Source organism: Pseudomonas sp. AC112 (assembly GCF_979253545.1).
This window is the reverse complement of the sequence record NZ_CEEDCM010000001.1, coordinates 2,831,132-2,855,726: the sequence shown is the minus strand read 5'-3', so window position 1 is coordinate 2,855,726 and position 24,595 is coordinate 2,831,132. Positions and strand designations below refer to the sequence as shown.

The window sequence follows — 24,595 nt, the reverse complement described above, 5'->3', positions numbered from 1 at the left end:
TGTTACAGGGCCTATAGCTCAGTTGGTCAGAGCAGAGGACTCATAATCCTTTGGTCCACGGTTCAAGTCCGTGTGGGCCCACCAAACAAGAAAGCCGCGCATTGCGCGGCTTTTGTGTGTCTGGCAGTCTCACTTCGCAAACAACTGCCCAATATCCCGGAATGCCTTGAATTCCAGCGCGTTCCCGCATGGATCAAACAGAAACAACGTCGCCTGCTCCCCCACCTGCCCCTTGAAGCGAATGTGCGGCTCCAGCACAAAACGGGTTTCCCTGGCCTGCAGACGTTCCGCCAAGGCATGCCAATCTTCCCAGCCCAGCACCACGCCAAAATGCGGCACGGGCACGTTGTGGCCGTCTACCGCGTTGGTGTGGGCTGATTCCTGGGAGGCGGTTTTCGGGTGTTCGTGAATGACCAACTGATGCCCGAAGAAGTTGAAATCTACCCAGTGTTCGCTGGAACGCCCCTCTTCAAGGCCAAAGACTTCACCGTAAAAATGCCGCGCAGCGGCGAGGTCGTATACCGGAATTGCCAGGTGAAAAGGTGCGAGTGTCATCAGGTCAAACCTCTGTGGGCATTAAGTCCCCCGAGTTTAGCCTTGCTCCTGGCGATGAAAAGACGATAGTTTTTGCGCCGAGCTCAAATTATTTCGATCAATCGAGACGCCCCATGCTGCGCGAACTGAAGACCTTTATTGCGGTAACGCGTCACGGCACGTTTGCGGCGGCGGGCATGCATATCGGGCTGACGCAGTCGGCGGTCAGTGCGCAGATTCGTCAATTGGAGCAGGCACTTGGCGTGCAGTTGTTCGACCGTACCGGGCGCCAGGCCACGTTGAATGCAGCCGGTTTGCGGGCCTTGCCGTTGGCCAGGGAGATCCTGGAAACCTTCAATCGCATGGCCGTGCCCGTGGATGCCAACGAGTACCGGGGCGAACTGAAAGTGGGCGCCATCACCACCGCGCAGACCGGCCTGTTGCCCCAGGCGCTGGTGCGTTTGCGTCAGGCGGCACCGACGGTGGAGTGCAAGTTGATACCGGGCGTGTCCCTGGAGCTGTTGAGCCGGGTGGACGCTGGCGAATTGGACTCGGCCATCATCATTCGACCGCCCTTTGATTTGCCCAAGGAGTTGCACGTACAGGTACTGCGCAAGGAGCCATTTGCGCTGGTCGTGCCTCAAGCACTCACGGGCGATGACCCTTTGCATTTGCTCGCGACACAACCGCATGTGCGTTACGACCGTGCTTCGTTTGGCGGTCGGTTGGTCAGCCGCTTCCTGCGTGAACAGAAGCTGGATGTACAGATGGCGCTGGAGTTGGATGAGCTGGAAGCCATCGTCAAGATGGTCGAGTGTGGCCTGGGCGTGTCGCTGATCCCTCAGGCAGGGTTGTGGCTGGAGCGCTCGCCCAACGTGCGAATCATCCCCCTGGGCAGCCTGACTTTTTACCGCGAAATCATCCTGCTCAGTCGCTACAGCCAACACCACCTCCCCGTACCGCAACTGTTTACTCGCTGCCTGCTCGCCGACGCCAGCCTGTAAGATGCACGCACATTGCCCCCCGTATCGGAGCTCTCGCCTTGCCCGCCCTAGACGAAATTGATCGCCAACTGATCGCCGCCCTGCAGATCAACGCCCGCGAAAGCGTGGCCATGCTCGCCCGGCAGTTGGGCATCGCGCGCACCACGGTGACGTCACGCCTGGCACGCTTGGAGAAAACCCAGGTGATCACCGGTTATGGCGTGCGCCTTGGGCAACGCGTGGTTGACGGTGGTTTGCAGGCTTACGTCGGGATCACCGTACAAGCGCGCTCGGGCAAGGAAGTGTTGCGAAGGTTGAGTGCGATGGCACAGGTGCAGCAATTGTGCGCGGTGAGTGGCGAGTTCGATTACGTCGCTTGGCTGCGCACGGATTCGCCCGAACAGTTGGACCAATTGCTGGACCAGATCGGCAGTGTGGACGGGGTGGAGAAAACCACTACGTCGATCATCTTGAGTAACAAATTGGATCGCGGTCAGCCAATCTGATCAACAGGTTCGTCATTTCGACTAAAAACAGATCAATCCGACGACACATTGCGTCTTATTAACGAACGCTACGCTCCCTAAACTGGCTGCCATCTTTTCCTATACTCAGCGGGTCACGCCCGCCAGGTCGCCAGTAAGGGTCAGCCATGAGCATTCCGTCCAGCACCATCAGCAAGACCAATCGCCACCCCGCCGACGGCAAGAAACCCATCACCATCTTTGGCCCGGACTTCCCATTTGCCTTTGATGACTGGATCGAACACCCGGCCGGCCTGGGCAGCATCCCCGCTGCCAACCACGGCGCCGAAGTGGCGATCGTCGGCGCCGGGATTGCGGGCCTGGTGGCCGCTTACGAACTGATGAAACTGGGCCTCAAGCCGGTGGTGTACGAAGCCTCTAAAATGGGCGGCCGCCTGCGCTCGCAAACTTTCGAAGGCGCCGAAGGCATCATCGCTGAGCTGGGTGGCATGCGCTTCCCGGTGTCATCGACCGCCTTCTACCACTATGTGGACAAGCTCGGCCTGGAAACCAAGCCCTTCCCCAACCCGCTGACGCCAGCGTCCGGCAGCACGGTGATCGACCTCGAAGGCCAGACCCACTACGCCGAAAAACTCTCCGACTTGCCAGCACTGTTCCAGGAAGTGGCTGACGCCTGGGCGGATGCCCTGGAAGCCGGTTCGCAGTTCGGGGATATCCAGCAAGCCATTCGTGACCGCGACGTGCCGCGCCTCAAAGCGCTGTGGAACAAGCTGGTACCGCTGTGGGACGACCGCACCTTCTACGACTTCGTCGCCACTTCCAAGGCGTTCGCCAAGCTGTCGTTTCTGCACCGCGAAGTCTTCGGCCAAGTGGGCTTCGGCACGGGTGGCTGGGACTCGGACTTCCCCAACTCGATGCTGGAAATCTTCCGCGTGGTGATGACCAACTGCGACGACCACCAGCACCTGGTCGTCGGCGGTGTTGCCCAAGTGCCGATGGGCATTTGGCGCCATGTCCCGGAGCGATGCGCCCACTGGCCGGCCGGCACCAGCCTGAGTTCGCTGCACCGCGGCGCGCCGCGCGCCGGGGTGAAACGCATTGCCCACGCCGCCGATGGCCGCTTTGCGGTCACCGACAACTACGGCGACACCCGCGAATACGCCGCGGTGCTGACCACCTGCCAGAGCTGGCTGCTGACCACACAGATCGAATGCGACGAAACCCTGTTCTCGCAAAAAATGTGGATGGCCCTGGACCGCACCCGTTACATGCAGTCATCTAAAACCTTCGTAATGGTTGACCGCCCGTTCTGGAAAGACAAAGACCCAGAAACCGGCCGCGACTTGATGAGTATGACCCTCACCGATCGCCTGACCCGTGGCACCTACCTGTTCGATAATGGTGACGACAAGCCGGGGGTGATCTGCCTGTCTTACTCGTGGATGAGCGACGCCCTGAAGATGCTCCCGCAGCCCATCGACAAGCGCGTGAAACTGGCCCTCGACGCGCTGAAAAAGATCTACCCGAAAGTCGATATCAAGGCGCGCATCATCGGAGACCCCATCACCGTGTCCTGGGAAGCCGACCCGCACTTCCTCGGCGCCTTCAAGGGCGCGCTGCCGGGACACTATCGCTACAACCAGCGCATGTATGCGCACTTCATGCAAAAGGATATGCCCGCCGAGCAACGTGGGATCTTTATCGCCGGTGATGATGTGTCCTGGACCCCAGCGTGGGTGGAGGGTGCGGTGCAAACCTCGCTGAACGCGGTGTGGGGCATCATGACTCACTTCGGCGGCAGCACTCACCCTGAGAACCCGGGGCCGGGGGATGTATTTGATGAAATCGGGCCGATCGCCCTGGCGGATTAAGGAGTTGAACATGCGTGTCGCCCTGTACCAATGCCCACCGCTGCCTTTAGATGTGGCCGGCAACCTCAAGCGCCTGCACCAACTGGCGCATGAGGCGTCCGGCGCCGATGTGCTGGTGCTGCCGGAGATGTTCCTGAGCGGCTACAACATCGGCGCCGAGGCAGTTGGCGCCTTGGCCGAGGCACAGGATGGGCCGTCGGCGCAGGCGATTGGCGAACTGGCCAAAAGCGCCGGGCTGGCGATTCTGTACGGCTACCCGGAACGGGCCGAGGATGGCCAGATTTTCAACGCCGTGCAGTTGATCGACGCGTACGGCCAGCGCGTGTGCAACTACCGCAAGACGCACCTGTTTGGTGATTTGGACCATTCGATGTTCAGCGCCGGCGACGATGATTTTCCGCTGGTGGAGCTCAACGGCTGGAAGCTGGGTTTCCTGATCTGTTACGACCTGGAATTCCCGGAAAACACCCGGCGCCTGGCCCTGGCTGGCGCTGAGCTGATCCTGGTGCCCACGGCCAACATGGTGCCGTTCGATTTTGTCGCCGATGTCACCGTGCGGGCGCGGGCCTTTGAAAACCAATGTTTTGTGGCCTACGCCAATTACTGCGGGCACGAAGGCGATATCCAGTACTGCGGGCAAAGCAGCATCGCCGCGCCGAATGGCCAGCGCATTGCCCAGGCGGGCCTGGATGAAGCGCTGATCGTCGGAGAGCTGGATCGCCAGTCGATCCTCGACGCCCGCACTGCCAATCACTACCTGCAAGACCGTCGCCCTGAGCTGTACGGCGCGCTGCACAAGCCCTGATCCAGCCGGTTTGTTAGCATAGGCACATTCTACGTTTCGGAACTGCCCATGCCTGCGCCGGCCCACCCTCATTCTCTTCACCTGACCCTGGCCAACGGCTTGCGGGTTTCCTTACAGCATGCGCCGCGTTTGAAGCGGTGCGCAGCAGTGCTAAGGGTGGCGGCTGGCAGCCATGACGTGCTGCTGGCGTGGCCGGGGTTGGCGCACTTCTTCGAACATCTGTTGTTCCTGGGCACCGAGCGTTTTCCCACGGACGAGGGGTTGATGGCCTACGTGCAACGTCATGGGGGCCAGGTCAATGCCAGCACCCGTGAGCGCACCACGGATTTTTTCTTTGAACTGCCGGTCGCAACGTTTGCCGGTGGACTGGAGCGGTTGGTGGACATGCTGACCCACCCGCGCCTGACCCTGGAAGATCAACTGCGCGAGCGCGAAGTGCTGCACGCCGAGTATGTCGCCTGGGCCCAGGATGCCAAGGCACAGCAGCAGGTCGCGTTGCTGGAAGGGCTGGCGGCTGACCACCCGCTGCGGGGTTTTCATGCGGGCAACCGCGACAGCCTGCCGGTGGAGCGTGAGACTTTTCAGCAGGCCTTGCGGGATTTCCACGCGCAGTTTTATCAGAGCGGGCAGATGACCTTGAGCCTCGCCGGCCCGTTGCCGCTGGAGGAGCTGGAAGCCTTGGCACAGCGGTTCAGTGAACAACTGACCTCAGGGCCTCTACGCCCACAATCCGCGCCCCCGGCATTGATGCAGGGGCAATCGCAGCGCTATCAGCACATCGCCGATGATCACCTGCACCACGTCGTCACCTGTAACGCCCCCCGTAAAGCACTGGAATTCCTCTGCACCTGGCTCAACGCCCCGGCACCCGGCGGGCTGCTGGCAGAACTTAAAACTCGGCAACTGGGCAGTGCACTGCAGGCTTCGGTGCTGTATCACTTTGCCGGGCAGGCGGTGTTGGATATCGACTTTACACTCAACAATCCCGCTGGATCGGCGACGCAGGTCGAGGCGATGCTGCACGACTGGTTGAGTTTTTTCGCACACAGCGACTGGGCTGCCTTGCGCGAAGAATTTGCCCTGCTGGCCGCTCGCCAACAACAGACCCTAGGTGCCTTGGCACTGGCTCGACACGACAGCGAGGCACTGTCGGAACAGGCGGTCATCACCCTCAAGCGCCTGCTCGACGCACTGCACCTGCCGCCCTCCGGGCACACGTGGCAACTGCCGCCGAACAATCCGTTCCTGCGCCCACCGGTGAAGGAAGAACGCGCCGGCCTGATTCGCGGACAGACCAGCGCCCACCGAGGGTTGCGCACCTTCGCCCAGGATCGCTCCCGCGGGCGTCGTGAGGTATCGGCGCTGGCGTTCAGCCAGGCAGTGGCGGCCGACAGCGATGAAGGTGCGCTGTATCTGCAATGGCAGTCTGCGCCGTCCGGGCTGGAAAGCGCCGTGCAGTCGCTGCGCGAAAATGCCCGTCAGGCGGGCGTTGATGTGTCGTACGAATGCCTGGGTAGCCACGAGCTGGTGAAGGTGGTCGGGCTACAGGAACCCATTCCAGCCGTGCTGGAGGTATTGGCGCAGAGCCTGAGCGAACCGCACGCCGCCCCAGCCGCCTCGCCGCCCATGATTGCTATCCGAACCTTGCTCAAGGCGCTGCCCGCTTGCTGCACCTCGACCATGCCCGAACCGGCATCCTGGGCCACCGCGCGCTGGCAAGGACTGGCGCTGGGTTTCTCTGCCGCGCATGAAGCCGCAATCAAAACCGCAGCGGCTCGTCTACCGGGGCAACCGGCGAGCCTCACTCCGGTCGCGCCGCCCCTCAGCGGCCAACGTATCTGGCATGAGGTGCACACCGACTCAACCGAAGCCGCCTTGCTGCTGTTTTGCCCGGCACCCAGCCAGTCCCTGGCGGACGAGGCCGCATGGCGACTGCTCGGCCATCTGCTCCAGGGGCCGTTCTACCAGCGACTGCGCGTAGAGCTGCAAATCGGCTACGCCGTATTCAGCGGCATCCGACAGATAAACGGCCAAACCGGCCTGCTATTGGGTGTGCAGTCCCCCAGCGTATCCCTCGAAGGCATCGCTGATCACCTGCACACCTTCCTCCAGCAATTGCCGACACTGATCGATAGCCTCGATGACTTGGGCAACCAGGCCTTGGCGCAGCAGTTATCGGCGCAGACACTGCCCAACACCCAAGCCGCCGAACTGCTGTGGCACGCCCATCTGGCGGGCCATCCGTCGGGTTATTTGGCGCACCTGCGCACTTATATCCAAACCTGTACACGGGAAGCCTTGCAGCTCGCCGCCCAGCAATTGAACGACGCCGCAGGCGGCTGGCGTTGCGTGGCCAACGGCCCGCGCCTTCCGACCCTCTGGCAAACGGCAGGCTGATCATTGCCGCCCCTGCAAAAGGCTTTTTCCACCAAGACAGCGCTAACTTGAAAAGAATTGAGTAACATTCCTACGCACACATCTGAACATCTCCGACTGGAGGTGGACTATATGTATTACTTGGTAGTAAACGTCCCATCCCTTCGTAGGAGTAAGAATATGACCTGGTCCAAACCTGCTTACACTGATCTGCGCATCGGTTTCGAAGTCACCATGTACTTCGCCAGCCGTTAATCCGCTGGGTAATACAACGCCTCGGTTCGCCCGGGGCGTTTTTGTTTTGAGCTTGATGGAGCTGCCATGTTTGTCCAGATTCTAGGTTCCGCCGCCGGCGGTGGTTTCCCGCAGTGGAACTGCAACTGCGTGAACTGCGCAGGTTTTCGTGATGGCAGCCTGCGGGCCCAGGCGCGTACCCAGTCCTCCATCGCGATCTCCGACGATGGCGTGAACTGGGTGCTGTGCAATGCTTCGCCGGATATCCGCGCGCAGCTCCAGGGTTTCGCACCGATGCAACCCGGGCGCACCCTGCGGGATACCGGCATCAGCGCGATCATCCTGATGGACAGCCAGATCGACCACACCACGGGCCTGTTGAGCCTGCGCGAAGGCTGCCCGCACCAAGTGTGGTGCACCGACATGGTCCATGAAGACTTGAGCACCGGCTTTCCGCTGTTCACCATGCTCACCCACTGGAACGGCGGCCTGGCCTGGAACCGCATCGAGCTGGACGCCAGCTTCACCATCCCGGCTTGCCCGAACCTGCGCTTCACCCCGCTGCCACTGCGCAGCGCCGCACCGCCCTACTCGCCGCACCGCTTTGACCCGCACCCCGGCGACAACATCGGCCTGATCGTCGAAGACCTGCGCACTGGCGGCAAACTGTTCTACGCCCCGGGCCTGGGCAAGGTCGATGCGCCGCTGCTGGAAATCATGGCCGGCAGCGACTGCCTGCTGGTGGACGGCACGATGTGGGATGACGATGAAATGCAGCGCCGTGGCGTCGGCACCCGCACCGGCCGCGAGATGGGCCACCTGGCGCAAAACGGCCCCGGCGGCATGCTGGAAGTGCTGGAACAGTTGCCCGAGCAGCGCAAAGTACTCATCCATATCAACAACACCAACCCGATCCTCGATGAAGACTCCCCCGAGCGAGCGGAACTGGTGCGGCGCAATGTCGAAGTGGCTTACGACGGCATGAGCATTGAATTGTAGGAGCGACCGACATGACTGACACGCCATTGACCACCGCCGAATTCGAAGCAGCCCTGCGGGCCAAGGGCGCCTTCTACCATATCCATCACCCGTACCACGTGGCGATGTACGAAGGCCGCGCGACCCGCGAACAGATCCAGGGCTGGGTCGCCAACCGTTTCTATTATCAGGTGAACATCCCGCTCAAGGACGCCGCGATCCTGGCCAACTGCCCGGACCGCGAGATCCGCCGCGAGTGGATCCAGCGCTTGCTCGATCACGATGGCGCCCCCGGTGAGGACGGCGGTATCGAAGCCTGGCTGCGCCTGGGCCAAGCGGTGGGCCTCGACCCGGACCAACTGCGCTCCCAGGAACTGGTATTGCCCGGTGTGCGTTTTGCCGTGGATGCGTACGTCAACTTCGCCCGCCGCGCCAGCTGGCAGGAAGCCGCAAGCAGCTCGCTGACGGAGTTGTTCGCGCCGCAGATCCACCAGTCACGCCTCGACAGTTGGCCGCAGCATTACCCGTGGATCGACCCGGCCGGCTACGAATATTTCCGTACCCGCCTAGGCCAGGCCCGCCGCGATGTGGAACACGGGCTGGCGATCACCCTGCAGCACTACACCACTCGCGAAGGCCAGGAACGCATGCTGGAAATTCTCCAGTTCAAACTCGACATCCTCTGGAGCATGCTGGATGCCATGAGCATGGCCTACGAACTCAAACGCCCGCCGTATCACAGTGTGACCGAGCAGCGGGTGTGGCATAAAGGGATCACCCTATGAGCTTTGATCGCAGCAGAATACCGACCTGGCGCCAGGGCTATCGCTACCAGTACGAGCCTGCGCAAAAGGGCCATGTGCTGCTCTACCCCGAGGGCATGATCAAGCTCAATGACAGCGCCGCGCTGATCGGTGGCTTGATCGACGGCGAGCGCGACGTGGCGGCGATCATCGCCGAGCTGGATAAACAATTCCCTGGCGTGCCGGAGCTCGGTGAAGACATCGAGCAATTCATGGAGGTCGCCCGTGCTGAGCACTGGATCACCCTTGCCTGAGAAGCCAGCCATCGGCCTGCCGCTGTGGTTGCTGGCCGAGCTGACCTACCGCTGCCCGTTGCAGTGCCCGTACTGCTCCAACCCGTTGGACTTTGCCGAACAGGGCAAGGAGCTGACCACCGAGCAGTGGTTCAAGGTGTTTCGCGAAGCCCGCGAGATGGGTGCCGCGCAGCTGGGTTTTTCTGGCGGTGAACCTTTGGTGCGCCAGGACCTTGCCGAGTTGATCGCCGAGGCCCGCAAGCTGGGGTTCTACACCAACCTGATCACCTCCGGCATCGGCCTGACCGAGCAGAAGATCAGCGACTTCAAGAAGGCCGGCCTCGACCATATCCAGATCAGCTTCCAGGCCAGCGACGAACAGGTGAACAACCTGCTGGCCGGCTCGAAAAAAGCCTTCGCGCAAAAGCTGGAAATGGCCCGCGCGGTGAAGGCGCACGGCTACCCGATGGTGCTGAACTTCGTCACCCATCGGCACAATATCGACAAGATCGACCGCATCATCGAGCTGTGCATCGCGCTTGAGGCGGACTTTGTCGAACTCGCCACCTGCCAGTTCTACGGCTGGGCGCAGCTCAATCGTGTGGGCTTGTTGCCAACTCAGGAACAACTGGTGCGCGCCGAACGCATCACCAACGAATACCGCGCCAAGCTCGAAGCTGAAGGCCACCCGTGCAAGCTGATCTTCGTTACACCGGATTACTACGAAGAGCGCCCGAAAGCCTGCATGAACGGCTGGGGCAGTATCTTTCTGACAGTAACGCCAGACGGCACCGCCCTGCCCTGTCACGGCGCCCGTCAGATGCCGGTGCAATTTCCCAACGTGCGCGAGCACAGCATGCAGCACATCTGGTACGACTCGTTTGGCTTCAACCGCTTTCGCGGCTACGACTGGATGCCCGAGCCGTGCCGTTCATGCGATGAAAAAGAGAAGGACTTCGGCGGCTGCCGTTGCCAGGCCTTCATGCTCACGGGGGATGCGAGCAATGCCGACCCGGTGTGCAGTAAGTCCGAGCAGCACGGCATCATCCTGCAAGCGCGGGAAGAGGCCGAACATGCCACCCAGACCATCGAGCAACTGGCCTTTCGCAATGAGCGCAACTCACGGCTCATCGCAAAAGGCTGAATGCCTCAGCGCTTGGCGATGATGTACACGGCGTGGATGATGCCTGGGAAGTAACCGCACAGGGTCAGCAGAATATTCAGCCAGAACGCACCGCCGAAACCCACTTGCAGGAACACACCCAGTGGCGGCAGCAGAATGGCGATGATGATACGAATGATGTCCATGGGTAAGCTCCAAAAAATCGGCTCGTGTGAGCCGTGTAGCTAATCGACCTTGGGCGTTCGTGAGGGTTCAGTGGGATCTGGCGTTGGGCCATCCATCATTGTTGCGCAGGCAAAAAAACGCCCCCAGCCAAAAGAATCAGGCCGGAGGCGCCGCGTAGTACGCGAGACGGTTCAGGAATAGGGCGTTAAACGGCGATGCCCTTGCGGCATTGCAGTTGTGCGGTGCGTACGCGGGAGAAGGCGCGGGCCAGGCGCAGGAGCATTTCGTCGATATTGCTTTTGCTCACGGTCAGGGCCGGGGTGAAGCGCAGGCAGTCAGGTTGCGGGGCATTGATGATCAGGCCTTCGTGCAGGGCAGCTTTTACGACGGCTTGCGCCGAATCATCCGACAGCGTCAGGCCCCACATCAGGCCGTGACCGCGCAATTGGCCGTGGTCGTAGCGGTAGGCCAGCCGGGCCAGACCTTCGCCGAGGTAAAGGCCGGACTCACGCACTTGCTCCAGGAAGCCGTGTTCCAACACGGTATCGAGCACAGCAACCCCGGCCGACGCCATCAGCGCATTGCCATGATGGGTACCTTCCAGTTCGCCCACTTCGAAACAGCAGGCTTTGCCGCGTGCCAGCAGCGCCGCCAGGGGCACGCCGCCGCCCAGGCCTTTGCCCAGGGTGATGATGTCGGCCCGTACGCCGTATTGCTGCTCGGCAAGCAGGGTGCCGCAGCGGCCAATGCCGGTGTGCACTTCGTCGAGGATCAGCAGGATGCCCAATTCGTGGCACAGGCGCTCGACCCCTTTGAGATAGTGCTCCGTCGCGGGGACCACGCCGGCCTCGCCCTGGATCGGCTCAAGCATGATCGCAACGGTTTGCGCATCGACTGCCGCATGCAGCGCTGGCAGGTCATTGAAGGGCACATGGCTGAAGCCCGGCAGGTGCGGTTCAAAACGATTGCCACGCTCACTCGCTGACGCCGACATCGCCGCAAAGCTGCGGCCGTGGCAACCACTGCTCGCGCTGATGATGCGGTAGGCGCCACCGCGATGCAGTTGCCCCCATTTGCGTGCCAGCTTGATCGCGGCTTCGCAGGCTTCCGCGCCGCTGTTGAGCAGGTACGCCTGATCGCTGCCAGTGCGGTGGCACAGGCGATCGACGAGGTTGAGTTGGGTGCGGTTAAGCAGGCTGTTGCCCGGATTGATCAGCGCCTGGGTCTGGTCGGCCAAGGCCTTGATCAACACCTGCGGGCTGTGGCCGAGGCTGTTGGCCGCGCCGCCCTGGTTGAAGTCCAGGTAAGCGCGGTCGTCGCTGTCCCACAGCCAGGAGCCCTGGCCGCGCACAAACACTTGAGCCGGCCGCGCCACTGTGGGCATCAGCGATTCGCTGGAAGGAGTGTCGCCTGGTGTGTCGAGGATCAGGTCGTCGAGGCTCGGCGCGGGACGGCGCATATTGAACAGGTTCACACCTCACCCCCGCTGGCAACCGGACCTTGGTCGGTAGACACCCTGTACCCTGGCCGCAGATTGTTTGCCTTGCCTATGTAAACGCTATCAACATAAACGCTGTTCATTGCCCGATCCGGCCCTGTAAGCCCTGCGAATAGGCGCTAGACTAGGCGTCTCGGGGGCCAACAGCCATTTCGTTTTTCCAGCTTTTTCGATAAGTAAGTCTTATGGATTTCAAGCAACTGCGTTATTTCGTCGCGGTGTATGAGGAAGGCCACGTAGGCCGTGCCGCAGAGCGTCTGTCGATCTCCCAACCGGCGCTGTCTCAGCAGATTCGCCAGTTGGAACAGAACCTGGACGTGAGCCTGTTCGAACGCAGCAGCAAGCGCCTGCTCCCGACACTGGCGGCGCACACGCTGTACAACCATGCACTGCCGTTGATCGATGGTCTGCAGCAGGCGGTTGAAGCGCTGCGCAACTTCAAGGGCCAGGCGATGCGCACGCTGGCCATTGGCGTACTGCAAACCGTGCACACCAGCCTGGTCCCGCAGATGCTCGAACGCGTGCGCAAGGCCCAGCCGCACCTGGTGGTGCAGATCTACGAACTGACGGGGCTTGAGATTGAACGGCGGTTGCTGAACGGTTCGCTGGACATCGGTATCAGCTATTTGCCACCACGCCAGCCGGGGCTGCACGGCGTGTTGCTGTATGAAGATGAGCTGAAGGTGGTCATCCCCGAGGACCACCCCTTGCGCGAATTCAAGAAAGTCTCGCTGAAGCAGGCGGCCGAGTTGCCCATGTTGCTGCTCGGGGAAGAATTTCAGGTGCGGCAGATCTGGCAGGGCCAACTGTCCAACCTCGGACGGCGCCCGCAAGTGCAGGCGGAGCTCAATACCATGGTGGGGATTCTCGACAGCTTACCGCACACAAAACTGGCGACCGTGCTGCCGGGGCGCTCCCAGGACGAGCACAACAGCCAGTTGCTGCTGTGGAAACCCTTGAGTGAACCCAGGGTGCCGCTGAAAGTGGGGTTGGTGTGCCGCGATGTGCAGCGCCAGCAGGCGACGGTGGCGCTGCTGCGCACTTTGCTGGAAGACGTGATGAATGCCCCGCAGGCGCCTGCCTGACTTTTTCGCGGGCAAAAGAAAACCCCGCCGAAGCGGGGCTTTGCAGACTGTTTCCCTGACATCCATTTCACTCCGCCTTCCTGGCAGAATCCTACGTGTCCGTGTTGTTGCTTTGCGCTTCCTGCGCGACGTCCATGTGAAGTAGATTATCCGTGGATCCAATCTGGCGATAGAGGACGAATAGCAGCACGTCATGTAAGAGAATGCTTACACGCCCTCCAATCCCTTAGAACAGGGCTTCATCCAGCAAGAACAACGATTCGCTACCCGCTTTTACCGACGCACTCAGCGAATGAATACGCGGCAACAGGCGGGCAAAGTAGAAGCGCGCGGTGCCCAGCTTGCTGGCGTAGAAGTCTTCTTGCGATTCCTTGCCCAGCGCGGCCTTGGCCATGCGCGCCCACATGTAGGCGTAGGCCATGTAGCCAAAGGCGTGCAAGTACTCCACCGAGGCTGCGCCGATTTCGTTCGGGTTGGTCTTGGCGCGATCCAGCACCCAGGCGGTCAACTCATCCAGGTTATCCACGGCCGCGCTCAACGGCTTGGTGAATTCACCCAGCTCGGCACCCGCCGAGGCAATGAACGCGCGGATCTCATCGGCGAACAAGGTGTAGAACGCCCCGCCGCTGCCGACGATCTTGCGGCCCATCAGGTCCAAGGCCTGGATACCGTTGGTGCCTTCGTAGATCTGGGTGATGCGTACGTCACGCACCAGTTGCTCCTGGCCCCATTCACGAATGTAACCGTGGCCGCCAAACACTTGTTGGCCCAGCACGGTGGTTTCCAGGCCCAGGTCGCTCAAGAACGCCTTGGCCACCGGCGTCAGCAACGCCACCAGGTTATCCGCACGCTCACGGGCAGCGGCGTCGTCGCTGAACTTGGCGATGTCCAGTTGCGTCGCCACGTAGGTGGAGAACGCCCGGCCGCCTTCGTTGGCAGCTTTCATGGTCAGCAGCATGCGGCGCACGTCCGGGTGCACGATGATCGGGTCGGCCACTTTGTCCTTGGCTTGGGCGCCGGTGGGTGCACGGCTTTGCACGCGGTCACGCGCATACTCGATCGCGTTCTGGTAAGAACGCTCGCCGGACGCCAAGCCCTGGATACCCACCCCCAGGCGCTCGTAGTTCATCATGGTGAACATCGCCGCCAAGCCACGGTTTGGCTCGCCCACCAGGTAACCCACGGCTTCATCGAAGTTCATCACGCAGGTTGCCGACGCCTGGATACCCATCTTGTGCTCGATGGAGCCACAGCTCACCGTGTTCCGCGCGCCCAGGCTGCCGTCAGTATTGACCATGAACTTCGGCACCAGGAACAGCGAGATGCCCTTGGGACCCGCCGGTGCGTCCGGCAGTTTGGCCAGTACCAGGTGGATGATGTTTTCGGTGAGGTCGTGTTCACCACCGGTGATAAAAATCTTGGTGCCGCTGACTTTGTAGGAACCGTCCGCCTGTGGCTCGGCCTTGGTGCGGATAATCCCCAGGTCTGTACCGGCGTGGGCCTCGGTCAGGCACATGGAACCGGCCCACTCACCGGAATACATCTTCGGCAGGTAGACGGCTTTGAGTTCTTCGCTGGCGTGGGTGTTGATCGACACGCAAGCGCCGGACGTCAGCATCGGGTACAGGCCGAACGCCAGGCTCGACGAGTTGATCATCTCTTCGACCTGGGCCGACACCGCCTTGGGCATGCCCATGCCACCAAAGGCCGGGTCCCCGCCCACGCCCACCCAACCACCTTCGGCGTAGGTTTTATAGGCCTGTGGAAAACCGTCCGGGGTGAACACCGCCGTGTTGTCCCAACGGCAACCTTGTTCGTCGCCACCGCGGCTGAGCGGGGCGATGGACTTGGCGGTGACCTTGCCGGCTTCTTCGAGGATGGCCTCTACGGTTTCGGCGTCAACGGTGTCTGCCAATGCCGGCAATTGGGCCCAAGTGGTGGCGACCTCAAAGACTTCGTTGAGGACGAAGCGCATATCACGCAGCGGCGCTTTGTAATCAGCCATGGCAAACCTCGTGAGAACGTGAAAAGTAATTCGGTAAGAGTCGGTTTTACAGGCTCAGAGTGTACCCGAACAACTTTTCAGACACATAGGGTCCACTTGTGACTGAACGGTATTTTTAAGTCACTACAGCGCAAATGCCTCCGCAGGCAGACTCATCAGGCATTCGCTGCCCGCTTCCATAGCCGCGCGGTGGGTGGCGGTGCGCGGCAGCAGCCGCTTGAAGTAGAAATCGCACGTGGCCAGCTTGGCCTTGGCAAAGTCGGTGTCATCGTGGGCCAAGGCCGTAATGGCCATGCGCAGCCACAGGTAGGCGAGAATGATGTAGCCGCTGTACATCAAGTAATCCACAGCCGCCGCGCCCACTTCATCAGGGTTCTTCATCGCGGCCATGCCGACCTTGGTGGTCAGTTCGCCCCACTCTCCGTTCAGTTGGTTGAGCTGCGCCACATAGGCCTGGAGCTGCGGGTGCTCGGCATTCGCCGCGCAGAACTTATGCACGATCTTGGTAAACCCACGCAGTAGCTTGCCCTGGCTGCCCAGCACCTTGCGCCCCAGCAGGTCGAGGGCCTGGATGCCATTGGTACCCTCGTAGATCGGCGCAATCCGCGCATCGCGGGCCAGTTGTTCCATGCCCCATTCGCGGATGTAACCGTGGCCGCCGAAAACCTGCATGCCGTGGTTGGTCACCTCCAGCCCGGTGTCGGTCATGAAGGCTTTGCATATAGGTGTGAGAAACGCCAACAGGTCCTCGGCGTCCTGGCGCTGGGTGGCGTCGCTGCTCAGGTGCGCCGTGTCGAGCAATTGCGCGGTGAAGTAGGTCAGTGCGCGGTTGCCTTCGTTGAAGGCCTTCATGGTCAGCAGCATGCGGCGCACATCAGGGTGCACGATGATCGGGTCGGCGGCTTTTTCCGGCGCCTTGGCGCCGGTCAGCGAGCGCATCTGCAGGCGGTCGTTGGCGTATTTGATCGCCCCCTGGAAGCTCGCCTCACCATTGCACAGGCCCTGCATGCCAGTGCCCAGGCGAGCATGGTTCATCATGGTGAACATGCAGTTGAGACCCTTGTTCGCCTCGCCGATCAGGAAGCCCTTGGCTCCATCAAAGTTGAGCACGCAGGTCGCCGACCCCTTGATGCCCATCTTGTGTTCGATGGAACCGCAGTGCACCGCGTTGCGCGCGCCGGAATCGGCATGGAACTTGGGCACGATAAACAATGAGATGCCCTTGGTGCCCGCTGGCGCATCCGGCAGCTTGGCCAGCACCAGGTGGATGATATTGGCGCTCATGTCGTGTTCGCCGGCGGAGATGAAGATCTTGCTGCCGGTGACCGCGTAGCTGCCGTCCGCCTGGGGCACGGCGCGGGTCTTGATCAGGCCCAGGTCGGTGCCGCAGTGGGCTTCGGTGAGGCACATGGTGCCGGTCCATTCGCCGGCCGTCAGCTTGCTCAAGAAGGTGTCTTTCTGCTCGGCGGTGCCATGGGCATGGATCGCCGACATCGCCCCGTGGGTCAGCCCTGGGTACATGCCCCAAGAGGTGTTGCTGGAGCCGATCATCTCGCTGAGCACCAGGCCCAATGACTGCGGCAAGCCCTGGCCACCGTAGGCCGGGTCCGCCGCCACGCCGTGCCAGCCGCCTTCCACGTACTGGGCGAAGGCTTCCTTGAAGCCTTTGGGTGTGGTGACGACGCCATTGTCGAAATGGCAGCCTTCTTCATCGCCACTGCGGTTGAGCGGCGCGAGCACGTTCTCGCAGAATTTCGCACCTTCTTCGAGGATCGCGCCGACCATGTCCGGGCTGGCATCGGTCGCGCCCAATGCGGCGTAGTGGCCGTGGAAATCAAACACGTTGTCGATCAGGAAGCGCATGTCGCGAAGGGGAGCTTTGTACTCAGGCATGGCAATGTCTCCGTCAGCAGATGGTTTCAACCTACTGCCAGCCACTGCCGCGAACAATCACTGTAGAACCGCTGAATACACCGCCATCACTCAACCGGCAGCGCTCTCCATGCGCACCGCGCCGCGCCGCGTTTGCCCAGCCGCCACCACGCAGTTGCGCCCCGCGCCCTTGGCGGCGTACAGCGCCTGGTCGGCGGACTTGAGTACCTCCTCCGGCGTGCGCTGCTCGGCCTGGCGTTCGGCCACACCGATACTGATGGTCACCGACACACTGGAAGCGCCGCTGCCCGAACGACGCTGACGCCCTTGTTGATCGTCCTGGGGACGGTCCGAATTACGCAGCTTGATGTCGTAGTCAGCGATGATCTCGCGGATCTCTTCCAGGTGCGGCAAGCATTCCTCCACCGTCTTGCCGGCGAACACCACGGCGAACTCTTCACCGCCGTAGCGGTAGGCGCGCCCGCCGCCGTTGACCTTGGACAGCTTGCTCGCCACCAGCCGCAGCACTTGGTCACCGACATCATGGCCATGGGTGTCGTTGAAGCGTTTGAAGTGGTCGACGTCACTCATCGCCAGCACATAATTGCGCCCCAGGCGCTGCATGCGCTCGTTCAGCGCGCGACGCCCCGGCAAGCCGGTCAGCTCATCGCGGAAGGCCATTTGATAAGCCTCATGGGCCACGCCGGCGGCAATCATCAACATCACCTGGCTGCACATGATGTTCAGGGTGAACGGCAGGATGAACGTCTGCGGCAACATCCAGAACAGGCCCAGCAGCCCCACCAGTTGCGCCGCATGCAGCGGGCGCGGTTGGTACCAGTATTGCGCTGCCAGGGTCAGGAAGCCGATCAGGAACATCGGGTACGACAGTTGGATCAGGCTCATCCAACTGCCGTGCAGCGCCGGCCAGCGAATCTCCGCCAACCAGTTCAGCACCGCCTGGGGATAACTCTGCTCCAACGCCAAGGCCACGCTGCCGATCGCCAGCAACACCGCACCACGCGCGACGAAGTCACGGAACAGGTGGGTCTTCTCCTGCCACAGCGCGTAGATGCTGAACAGCAACGGCAGCAACAGGCAGCACAAGTGGAATACCACGGCCGCGTCTTCGCGCACGCGCCCGTTGTCGCGGTAGAAGTCGGTCTGGGTATCCAGCAGGAAGTAGGCGATGTACACGGTGATCATCAAGAACAGTTCACGCTGACGGCGGTACACCGCGCAGTACGAACCGCCGAGCAACAGCACCAGGGTCGGCAACACATTGAACAGCGAGGTGAAGAAGACGTTGAGGTCCTTGACGTACGCAGCCGAGAGCCCGGCCAGCAAGAGCAGCAACGAAGGAAGAAAGTGACTGAACCGTACAGCGGACACGCGTGACAAGGGTAAAACTCCGACCCGCAAAAAATGATGGCACTGTGCCTTTATGCGAACAGTTAAGCACACCCTGCCGCACATGTATCACATTGCCATCACTGTAACGGCAGCCGGCGACAATCCCTGAGCGCTGTACTGCGGTTTTTTATCGCCCACAAAAAAGCCGCCGCTCCCGTAAAGGAGCGGCGGCTCTGGAAGTGAACCCGGTGAGGCTTAGTAAGCCAGGCCGAAGTCCTCTTCTTTCATGTCCATCAGGTTGTTGGCACCCGACAGCATGGTGGCCACGTGAGTGCGGGTACGCGGCAGGATGCGCTGGAAGTAGAAGCGCGCGGTCTGCAGCTTGGCAGTGTAGAACGCCTCTTCGGTAGTGCCGGCAGCCAGTTTTTCGGCAGCCAGGCGCGCCATGTCGGCCCAGAAGTAAGCCAGGCACGCGTAACCGGAGTACATCAGGTAATCCACCGAGGCGGCACCCACTTCTTCGCGGTCTTTCATCGCGGCCATGCCGACCTTCATGGTCAACTCGCCCCACTCTTTGTTCAGTGCAGCCAGCGGTGCAACGAATTCTTTGACGGCTTCGTTGCCTTCGTTGGCCTGGCAGAACTTGTGCACGATCTTGGTGAATCCCTTGAGCGCTTCGCCCTGGGTCATCAGCACTTTACGGCCCAGCAGGTCCAAGGCCTGGATGCCAGTGGTGCCTTCGTACAGCATCGAAATGCGGCTGTCGCGAACGTTCTGCTCCATGCCCCACTCGGCGATGAAACCGTGGCCGCCGTAGATCTGTACGCCGTGGTTGGCCGATTCAAAACCGACTTCGGTCATGAACGCCTTGGCGATCGGAGTCATGAAGGCCAGCAGGCCGTCGGCCTGCTTCTTGGCGTCGTCGTCGGTGCCGTATTTGACGATGTCCACTTGCTTGGCGGTGAAGTACACCATCGCACGGTTGCCTTCGGCGAAGGCTTTCATGGTCAGCAGCATGCGGCGCACGTCGGGGTGCACGATGATCGGGTCAGCGGCTTTGTCCGGGGCTTTCGGGCCGGTCAGGGAGCGCATTTGCAGGCGGTCACGCGCGTATTTCAGGCCGCCCTGGAAGCCGATCTCGGCGTGGGACAGGCCCTGCAGCGCGGTGCCCAGACGAGCGGTGTTCATAAAGGTGAACATGCAGTTCAGGCCTTTGTTCGCCGGGCCGATCAGGAAACCGGTGGCTGCGTCGAAGTTCATCACGCAGGTGGCGTTGCCGTGGATGCCCATCTTGTGTTCCAGGGAACCGCAGGACACGGCGTTGCGCTCACCGATGGAGCCATCGGCGTTCGGCAGGAACTTCGGCACGATAAACAGCGAGATGCCTTTGGTGCCGGCCGGTGCATCCGGCAGGCGGGCCAATACGATGTGGACGATGTTATCGGCCATGTCGTGTTCACCGGCCGAGATGAAGATCTTGGTGCCGGAGACTTTGTAGGAACCATCAGCCTGAGGCTCGGCCTTGGTGCGCAACATGCCCAGGTCGGTGCCGCAATGTGGCTCGGTCAGGCACATGGTGCCGGTCCATTCGCCCGACACCAGTTTGGTCAGGTAAGCCTCTTGCTGCTCGGGGGTGCCGTGCTCGGAGATGGTGTTCATCGCACCATGGGACAGGCCTGGGTACATGCCCCACGACCAGTTGGCGGCGCCAACCATTTCGCTCACCGCCAGGCCCAGGGATTCCGGCAGGCCTTGGCCACCGTGCTCCACGTCGTGGGCCAGGCTTGGCCAGCCGCCTTCGACGAATTGTTTGTAGGCTTCTTTGAAACCCGTAGGGGTCTTAACGCCTGACTCACTCCAGGTGCACCCTTCGATGTCGCCCACGCGGTTCAACGGTGCCAGTACTTGCTCACAGAACTTGGCGCCTTCCTCAAGGATGGCGTCAACCATGTCCGGGGTAGCGTCCTGGCAAGCCGGCAGGCTCTGATAGTGCGCTTCATAGCCAAGCAGTTCGTCACGAACGAAGCGAATATCACGCAAGGGGGCCTTGTAGTCAGGCATAGCGATAAACCTCTGCTGATGTATCTGGAATGAACGACCGCGTGGAATTGTGCTGTGGCGGTCAAACAGGTGTTTGAAACATACGTTTACCACCTGGGGATGTCAAGCGTCGTCCAGTCGCCGTTTGTCATGACGTGAATCAATAACGCGCACGGCAAAGCCTGCGGCGAGATGCCACAAGGGGTTGAGGGGGTGAATAGAGGTTCAGCGCGATGATGCAGGGCAAATGTGGGAGCGGGCTTGCTCGCGAAAGCGGTAGGTCAGTCAACAGATGTGTTGGCTAAAGGACCGATTTCGCGAGCAAGCCCGCTCCCACAAAAAAGCCAAGGCGCGGACAAAAAAGGGGTCAAGCGTAGGTGTCGATCAGGGTGCCGAGCATTTCATCCGAAGCCTTGGCGACTTTGGCGCCCAGCTCCACTTGGAACTTGCCTTGGGCCATTTCGACCATGTTGCTGGCCGAGTTGGACGGTTGGGCCCGATCGTTGGCTTGCAGACGGTCGCTTTGCGCATCCGAAGGCTGGGTGGTCGCGGCGCTGGCAATTTTGCCGGCGGCCTGGTCGACACGGTTCTGCCCGGCCTGGATAGTGCTCAGCCCCGAGTAAAACGCGCTGCTTCCAGAGATTTCCATGGCGTAAGCCTGCCTTTAGAGAATCGTGAAGTTGAATTGAAGCAGATATCCCGGCAAACAGCCCGTCAAAAACACTAATGGCATAATGCCTTGTTGATAGCCAAAATCAGTCAAGCAGGTCCAGCTGCAAGTATTCAGCAACGGCTTCGGCCCCGGCGTGCTTGAGTTTGGGCACGCGACCCAGGCAGGGTGCAGGCAGCCGCTCGGCCAGGGTGGCGAGGTTCTCTTCCAGACGAGAGGTCTTGGGGTCGATGATATTTGCCACCCAACCGGCCAACTGCAAACCGTCCCGGGCGATGGCTTCAGCGGTGAGCAAGGCATGGCTGATGCAACCCAGGCGCACGCCTACCACAAGGATCACCGGCAGCTTGAGCGCCATGGCCAAATCCGACAGGTTCGCCTGATCTGCCAGTGGCACGCGCCAACCGCCTGCGCCTTCGATCAAGGTGAAATCTGCCTGCCGCGCCAGAATCTGTTGCATGGGTTTGAGCAAGGATTGCACTGTCAGCGATACACCCGCCTCACGCGCCGCCAAATGCGGCGCGATGGCCGGTTCGAACGCCACCGGGTTGACCTCGGCATAACTCAACGGCAACGAACATTCGGCCAGCAGCGCCAGGGCATCGGCGTTGCGCAAGCCCTTGGGCGTGACCTGGCAGCCGGATGCCACGGGCTTACCGGCCGCCGTGCTTCTGCCGGCTTGCCGCGCAGCGTGCAACAGGCCGGCGGCGACAGTGGTCTTGCCGACGTCGGTGTCGGTCCCGGTGATGAAGTAAGCGGCGCTCATAGAGGTTTCTCCAGTACGGCATACACCACTTGGTAAGTCGCCGGCAGGCCCTGGGCCTGGCGGAACTGCTCATAGGCTTGCACCAGTGCAACAATCCGCGCGCGCCCCGTCAACCCTCCCGGCCGCCCCGGATTGAGGTTATGGGCGCCCAGGGCCTTCAATTCGTGGGTCAGGCTGCGCACATCCGGGTAATACAGCACATGGGGGCGCTGCTCCAGGCTGACCACTCGCAGGCCGCTGTCCGCGCACAATTGTTGATAAGCCTCGAACGTACGGAAGCGATTGACGTGCACCAGTCCATCCGCCGCGCGCCAGCTTTCGCGCAGCTCTTGCAGGGTGCCCACGCAGAGACTGGCGAAAGCCAGCACACCGCCCGGTTGCAACACGCGATAGGCCTCACTGAGAACCGCCTCGAAGTTGGCGCACCATTGCACGGCAAGGCTGGAGAAGACCAATCCCAGGCTTTCATCCTTGAGCGGCAAGCGCTCCGCATCACCCGCGACGAAGTGATGTGCGCCCCCCAACGGCCTTGCGTGGTTGAGCATGCCTTCGGCGATATCCAGCGCAATGCCTTGGCTTGCCGGCAACCGTTCGGCCAGCACGCGGCTGAAATACCCGGTGCCGCAGCCCATGTCCAGCCAGCGTTGTGGCGCAGTGCTCGCCGGCAAGCGCGCCAGCAATTGGCTGCCCACCGCCCGCTGCAACTCGGCGACGCTGTCGTAACTGGCAGCCGCGCGGGAAAAGGAAGCCGCCACCTGGCGCTTGTCCGGCAAGCCCCCCGGCAGCGGAGCGTGGGATAAATCAGTCATCGACACACTCATGCAAAAAAGCCTGGATCGCCCCCGCAACACCGTGGGGGTCCTCCAGAAGAAACGCGTGGCCGGCCTGTTCAATCAGGCCGATTTCAACATCGGGGAGCAAGGCCAGCAGGTCGCTGGCGGCTTCGGCGGGCACCAACCCGTCCAGTCCGGCGAACAGGTGCAACTGTGGCCCGCGATACGCCAGCAAGGCCTCCCGCGTGTCGAGTTGGGCGAGCAGTTCAAGCCCAGGCATCAACACGCTCGACGGCGTATTCGGTGCGCCGCTGACCAGCAGGCGCGACAACCCGCGCGGGTCTTCGGCCCCCTTGGCGCACAACAGGCCGAAACGCTTGAGGGTGACCTGGGAATCGGCATGGCAGCCGGCGAGAAAGGCGTCGAAGGTCTCGGCGGGCATCGCGCTCGGCCAACCGTCGTGGGCGACAAAACACGGGTTGCTTGCCAGGGTCAGCAGGCCGCAACAGCGTTCGCCGCGCCGCGCCGCCAACTCCGACGCCAGCATGCCTCCCAGGGACCAGCCGCCCAGCCAGGCGTTGTCCGGCAGCGTGGCGTCGAGTTCGTCGAGCCATTCAGCCAGGTCGCTGGAATCCAGCGCAGGCAACGGCTCGATCTGCACCTGCAGGTGCTCGTCCAACCCCTGCAACGCAGCGGCCAACGGTTCCAGCGGCGATACGCCGAGGCCCCAGCCGGGGAGCAATATCAGTCGATCACGCATGGCCGGGCTCCGAACTGCCTAACAAGCGGAAACACGCTTCCAATGCGTTTAACAATAGCTGCACCTGCGCCGCGCTGTGGGCCGCCGTCAGCGTCACGCGTAAACGCGCACTGCCGGCCGGCACGGTGGGTGGACGGATCGCTGTGACCATCAAGCCGCGCTCGCGCAGCATCTGCGACAGGCGCACGGCCTTGGCGCTGTCGCCGATCAGGATCGGCTGGATCGGCGTGAAGCTGTCCATCAGGTCCAGGCCCAGCTGCTCGGCCCCCTGGCGGAACTGGCGGATCAAACCATTGAGGTGCTCGCGCCGCCAATGCTCTGTGCGCAACAGCTCCACGCTTTTGAGGGTGGCGCACGCCAGCGCAGGCGGTTGGCTGGTGGTGTAGATATACGGGCGGGCGAACTGGATCAGGCTTTCGATCAGGTCTTCACTGCCGGCCACAAAAGCGCCGGCGGTGCCGAACGCTTTGCCCAGGGTGCCGACCAAAACTGGCACGTCGTCCTGGCTCAGGCCGAAATGTTCGACGATCCCACCGCCATTGGCGCCCAATGGGCCGAAGCCATGGGCATCGTCCACCATCAACCAGGCGCCTTTGGCCTTGGTTTCACGGGCCAGCGCGGGCAGGTCTGCCAGGTCGCCGTCCATGCTGAACACGCCGTCGGTGACCACCAGGGTATTGCCGGTGGCTTTCTCCAGGCGCTTGGCCAGGCTGTCAGCATCGTTGTGCAGGTAGCGATTGAAACGCGCACCGGACAACAGGCCTGCATCCAGCAGCGAAGCATGGTTGAGACGGTCTTCCAGCACCGTATCGCCCTGCCCCACCAACGCCGTGACTGCGCCGAGGTTGGCCATGTAGCCAGTGGTAAACAGCAGCGCACGCGGGCGACCGGTGAGGTCCGCCAGGGCTTCCTCCAGCTCATGGTGCGGCGTGGCATGCCCAATAACCAGGTGTGAAGCGCCGCCGCCCACGCCCCAGCGGGACGCTCCGGCGCGCCAGGCTTCGATCACCTGCGGGTGATTGGCCAGGCCCAGGTAATCGTTGTTGCAGAACGCCAGCAGCGGCTGGCCGTCCACCACCACTTCCGGGCCTTGGGGGCTGCCCAGCAGCGGGCGTTGGCGATAAAGATGTTCGGCACGGCGGGCAGCGAGGCGCGCGGCGAGATCGAAAGACATGCTGGCCTC

At 61.8% G+C, this 24,595-nt stretch carries 23 protein-coding genes and 1 tRNA gene; 12 read left to right on the top strand and 12 right to left on the bottom strand.

Annotated elements, in window-relative coordinates:
• Positions 1–7: 7 nt before the first annotated feature.
• Positions 8–84: transfer RNA gene (locus tag AC0IYN_RS13195), tRNA-Ile, on the top strand.
• Positions 85–129: 45 nt separating this feature from the next.
• Here AC0IYN_RS13195 and AC0IYN_RS13190 read toward each other — a convergent pair.
• Positions 130–555: a VOC family protein gene (locus AC0IYN_RS13190; RefSeq protein WP_406596712.1), complete on the bottom strand. Its 426-nt coding sequence runs from the start codon at positions 553–555 to the stop codon at positions 130–132.
• A gap of 113 nt (positions 556–668) precedes the next feature.
• On the opposite strand from AC0IYN_RS13190, the gene AC0IYN_RS13185 reads away from it, so the two are divergent.
• The 10 genes from AC0IYN_RS13185 (at position 669) to pqqE (ending at position 10,446) form a co-directional block, all read left to right on the top strand.
• Positions 669–1,538 (top strand): LysR family transcriptional regulator, encoded by an 870-nt coding sequence (locus AC0IYN_RS13185; RefSeq protein WP_406596711.1) that lies wholly within the window; start codon positions 669–671, stop codon positions 1,536–1,538.
• Positions 1,539–1,576: 38 nt separating this feature from the next.
• Positions 1,577–2,023, top strand: a complete 447-nt coding sequence (locus tag AC0IYN_RS13180; protein WP_010206997.1) for an Lrp/AsnC family transcriptional regulator — start codon at positions 1,577–1,579, stop codon at positions 2,021–2,023.
• Positions 2,024–2,190: 167 nt separating this feature from the next.
• The gene (locus AC0IYN_RS13175) at positions 2,191–3,873 is read left to right on the top strand and encodes a flavin monoamine oxidase family protein (protein ID WP_099493332.1); all 1,683 of its coding nucleotides are present in this window, start codon (positions 2,191–2,193) and stop codon (positions 3,871–3,873) included.
• A gap of 10 nt (positions 3,874–3,883) precedes the next feature.
• Complete coding sequence (locus tag AC0IYN_RS13170) at positions 3,884–4,678, top strand: carbon-nitrogen hydrolase family protein (protein WP_471841717.1); 795 nt, start codon at positions 3,884–3,886, stop codon at positions 4,676–4,678.
• A gap of 48 nt (positions 4,679–4,726) precedes the next feature.
• Positions 4,727–7,075, top strand: a complete 2,349-nt coding sequence (gene pqqF / locus AC0IYN_RS13165) for a pyrroloquinoline quinone biosynthesis protein PqqF (protein WP_471841716.1) — start codon at positions 4,727–4,729, stop codon at positions 7,073–7,075.
• A gap of 159 nt (positions 7,076–7,234) precedes the next feature.
• Positions 7,235–7,309, top strand: a complete 75-nt coding sequence (pqqA, locus tag AC0IYN_RS13160; RefSeq protein ID WP_003194766.1) for a pyrroloquinoline quinone precursor peptide PqqA — start codon at positions 7,235–7,237, stop codon at positions 7,307–7,309.
• Between the two features lie 66 nt (positions 7,310–7,375).
• Positions 7,376–8,287: a pyrroloquinoline quinone biosynthesis protein PqqB gene (gene pqqB / locus AC0IYN_RS13155; RefSeq protein WP_406596708.1), complete on the top strand. Its 912-nt coding sequence runs from the start codon at positions 7,376–7,378 to the stop codon at positions 8,285–8,287.
• An 11-nt stretch (positions 8,288–8,298) separates the two neighbouring features.
• Positions 8,299–9,051, top strand: coding sequence for a pyrroloquinoline-quinone synthase PqqC (gene pqqC / locus AC0IYN_RS13150; RefSeq protein WP_017138042.1), 753 nt, complete (start codon positions 8,299–8,301; stop codon positions 9,049–9,051).
• Complete coding sequence (gene pqqD / locus AC0IYN_RS13145) at positions 9,048–9,323, top strand: pyrroloquinoline quinone biosynthesis peptide chaperone PqqD (protein ID WP_015886196.1); 276 nt, start codon at positions 9,048–9,050, stop codon at positions 9,321–9,323. Before pqqC ends, pqqD begins: the two co-directional genes overlap by 4 nt.
• A complete protein-coding gene (gene pqqE, locus AC0IYN_RS13140; protein ID WP_078050443.1) occupies positions 9,316–10,446 on the top strand; it encodes a pyrroloquinoline quinone biosynthesis protein PqqE in 1,131 nt (376 codons plus the stop codon). Before pqqD ends, pqqE begins: the two co-directional genes overlap by 8 nt.
• 5 nt (positions 10,447–10,451) lie before the next feature.
• Here the strand turns inward: pqqE and AC0IYN_RS13135 are convergent, their stop codons facing one another.
• Positions 10,452–10,610, bottom strand: a complete 159-nt coding sequence (locus tag AC0IYN_RS13135) for a YqaE/Pmp3 family membrane protein (protein ID WP_003194776.1) — start codon at positions 10,608–10,610, stop codon at positions 10,452–10,454.
• A gap of 185 nt (positions 10,611–10,795) precedes the next feature.
• A complete protein-coding gene (locus AC0IYN_RS13130; protein ID WP_406596706.1) occupies positions 10,796–12,064 on the bottom strand; it encodes an aspartate aminotransferase family protein in 1,269 nt (422 codons plus the stop codon).
• Positions 12,065–12,273: 209 nt separating this feature from the next.
• Between AC0IYN_RS13130 and AC0IYN_RS13125 the strand changes: the two genes are divergently transcribed.
• The gene (locus AC0IYN_RS13125) at positions 12,274–13,173 is read left to right on the top strand and encodes a LysR family transcriptional regulator (protein ID WP_100492005.1); all 900 of its coding nucleotides are present in this window, start codon (positions 12,274–12,276) and stop codon (positions 13,171–13,173) included.
• Between the two features lie 226 nt (positions 13,174–13,399).
• Here AC0IYN_RS13125 and AC0IYN_RS13120 read toward each other — a convergent pair whose 3' ends face one another.
• The 9 genes from AC0IYN_RS13120 to bioF all read right to left on the bottom strand — a co-directional run bounded on the left by AC0IYN_RS13120 (position 13,400) and on the right by bioF (position 24,586).
• Positions 13,400–15,178, bottom strand: coding sequence for an acyl-CoA dehydrogenase C-terminal domain-containing protein (locus AC0IYN_RS13120; RefSeq protein WP_471841710.1), 1,779 nt, complete (start codon positions 15,176–15,178; stop codon positions 13,400–13,402).
• A 123-nt stretch (positions 15,179–15,301) separates the two neighbouring features.
• A complete protein-coding gene (locus AC0IYN_RS13115) occupies positions 15,302–17,071 on the bottom strand; it encodes an acyl-CoA dehydrogenase C-terminal domain-containing protein (protein ID WP_471841707.1) in 1,770 nt (589 codons plus the stop codon).
• Positions 17,072–17,161: 90 nt separating this feature from the next.
• A complete protein-coding gene (locus AC0IYN_RS13110) occupies positions 17,162–18,451 on the bottom strand; it encodes a GGDEF domain-containing protein (protein WP_078050448.1) in 1,290 nt (429 codons plus the stop codon).
• Positions 18,452–18,658: 207 nt separating this feature from the next.
• Positions 18,659–20,464 (bottom strand): phenylacyl-CoA dehydrogenase, encoded by a 1,806-nt coding sequence (locus AC0IYN_RS13105; protein WP_406596702.1) that lies wholly within the window; start codon positions 20,462–20,464, stop codon positions 18,659–18,661.
• Between the two features lie 346 nt (positions 20,465–20,810).
• Entirely contained in the window at positions 20,811–21,092 is a 282-nt protein-coding gene (locus AC0IYN_RS13100; protein ID WP_025857014.1) for a hypothetical protein, read from the bottom strand.
• Between the two features lie 106 nt (positions 21,093–21,198).
• Positions 21,199–21,879, bottom strand: coding sequence for a dethiobiotin synthase (gene bioD, locus AC0IYN_RS13095; RefSeq protein ID WP_078050450.1), 681 nt, complete (start codon positions 21,877–21,879; stop codon positions 21,199–21,201).
• Positions 21,876–22,688: a malonyl-ACP O-methyltransferase BioC gene (bioC, locus tag AC0IYN_RS13090; protein WP_471841703.1), complete on the bottom strand. Its 813-nt coding sequence runs from the start codon at positions 22,686–22,688 to the stop codon at positions 21,876–21,878. The genes bioD and bioC overlap by 4 nt, the downstream gene beginning before the upstream one ends.
• Positions 22,681–23,412 carry an alpha/beta fold hydrolase gene (locus AC0IYN_RS13085; RefSeq protein ID WP_099493057.1) on the bottom strand — a complete coding sequence of 244 codons (732 nt, stop codon included), beginning with the start codon at positions 23,410–23,412 and terminating at the stop codon, positions 22,681–22,683. Before AC0IYN_RS13085 ends, bioC begins: the two co-directional genes overlap by 8 nt.
• Positions 23,405–24,586 (bottom strand): 8-amino-7-oxononanoate synthase, encoded by a 1,182-nt coding sequence (bioF, locus tag AC0IYN_RS13080; RefSeq protein ID WP_457266861.1) that lies wholly within the window; start codon positions 24,584–24,586, stop codon positions 23,405–23,407. Before bioF ends, AC0IYN_RS13085 begins: the two co-directional genes overlap by 8 nt.
• Positions 24,587–24,595 lie beyond the last annotated feature (9 nt).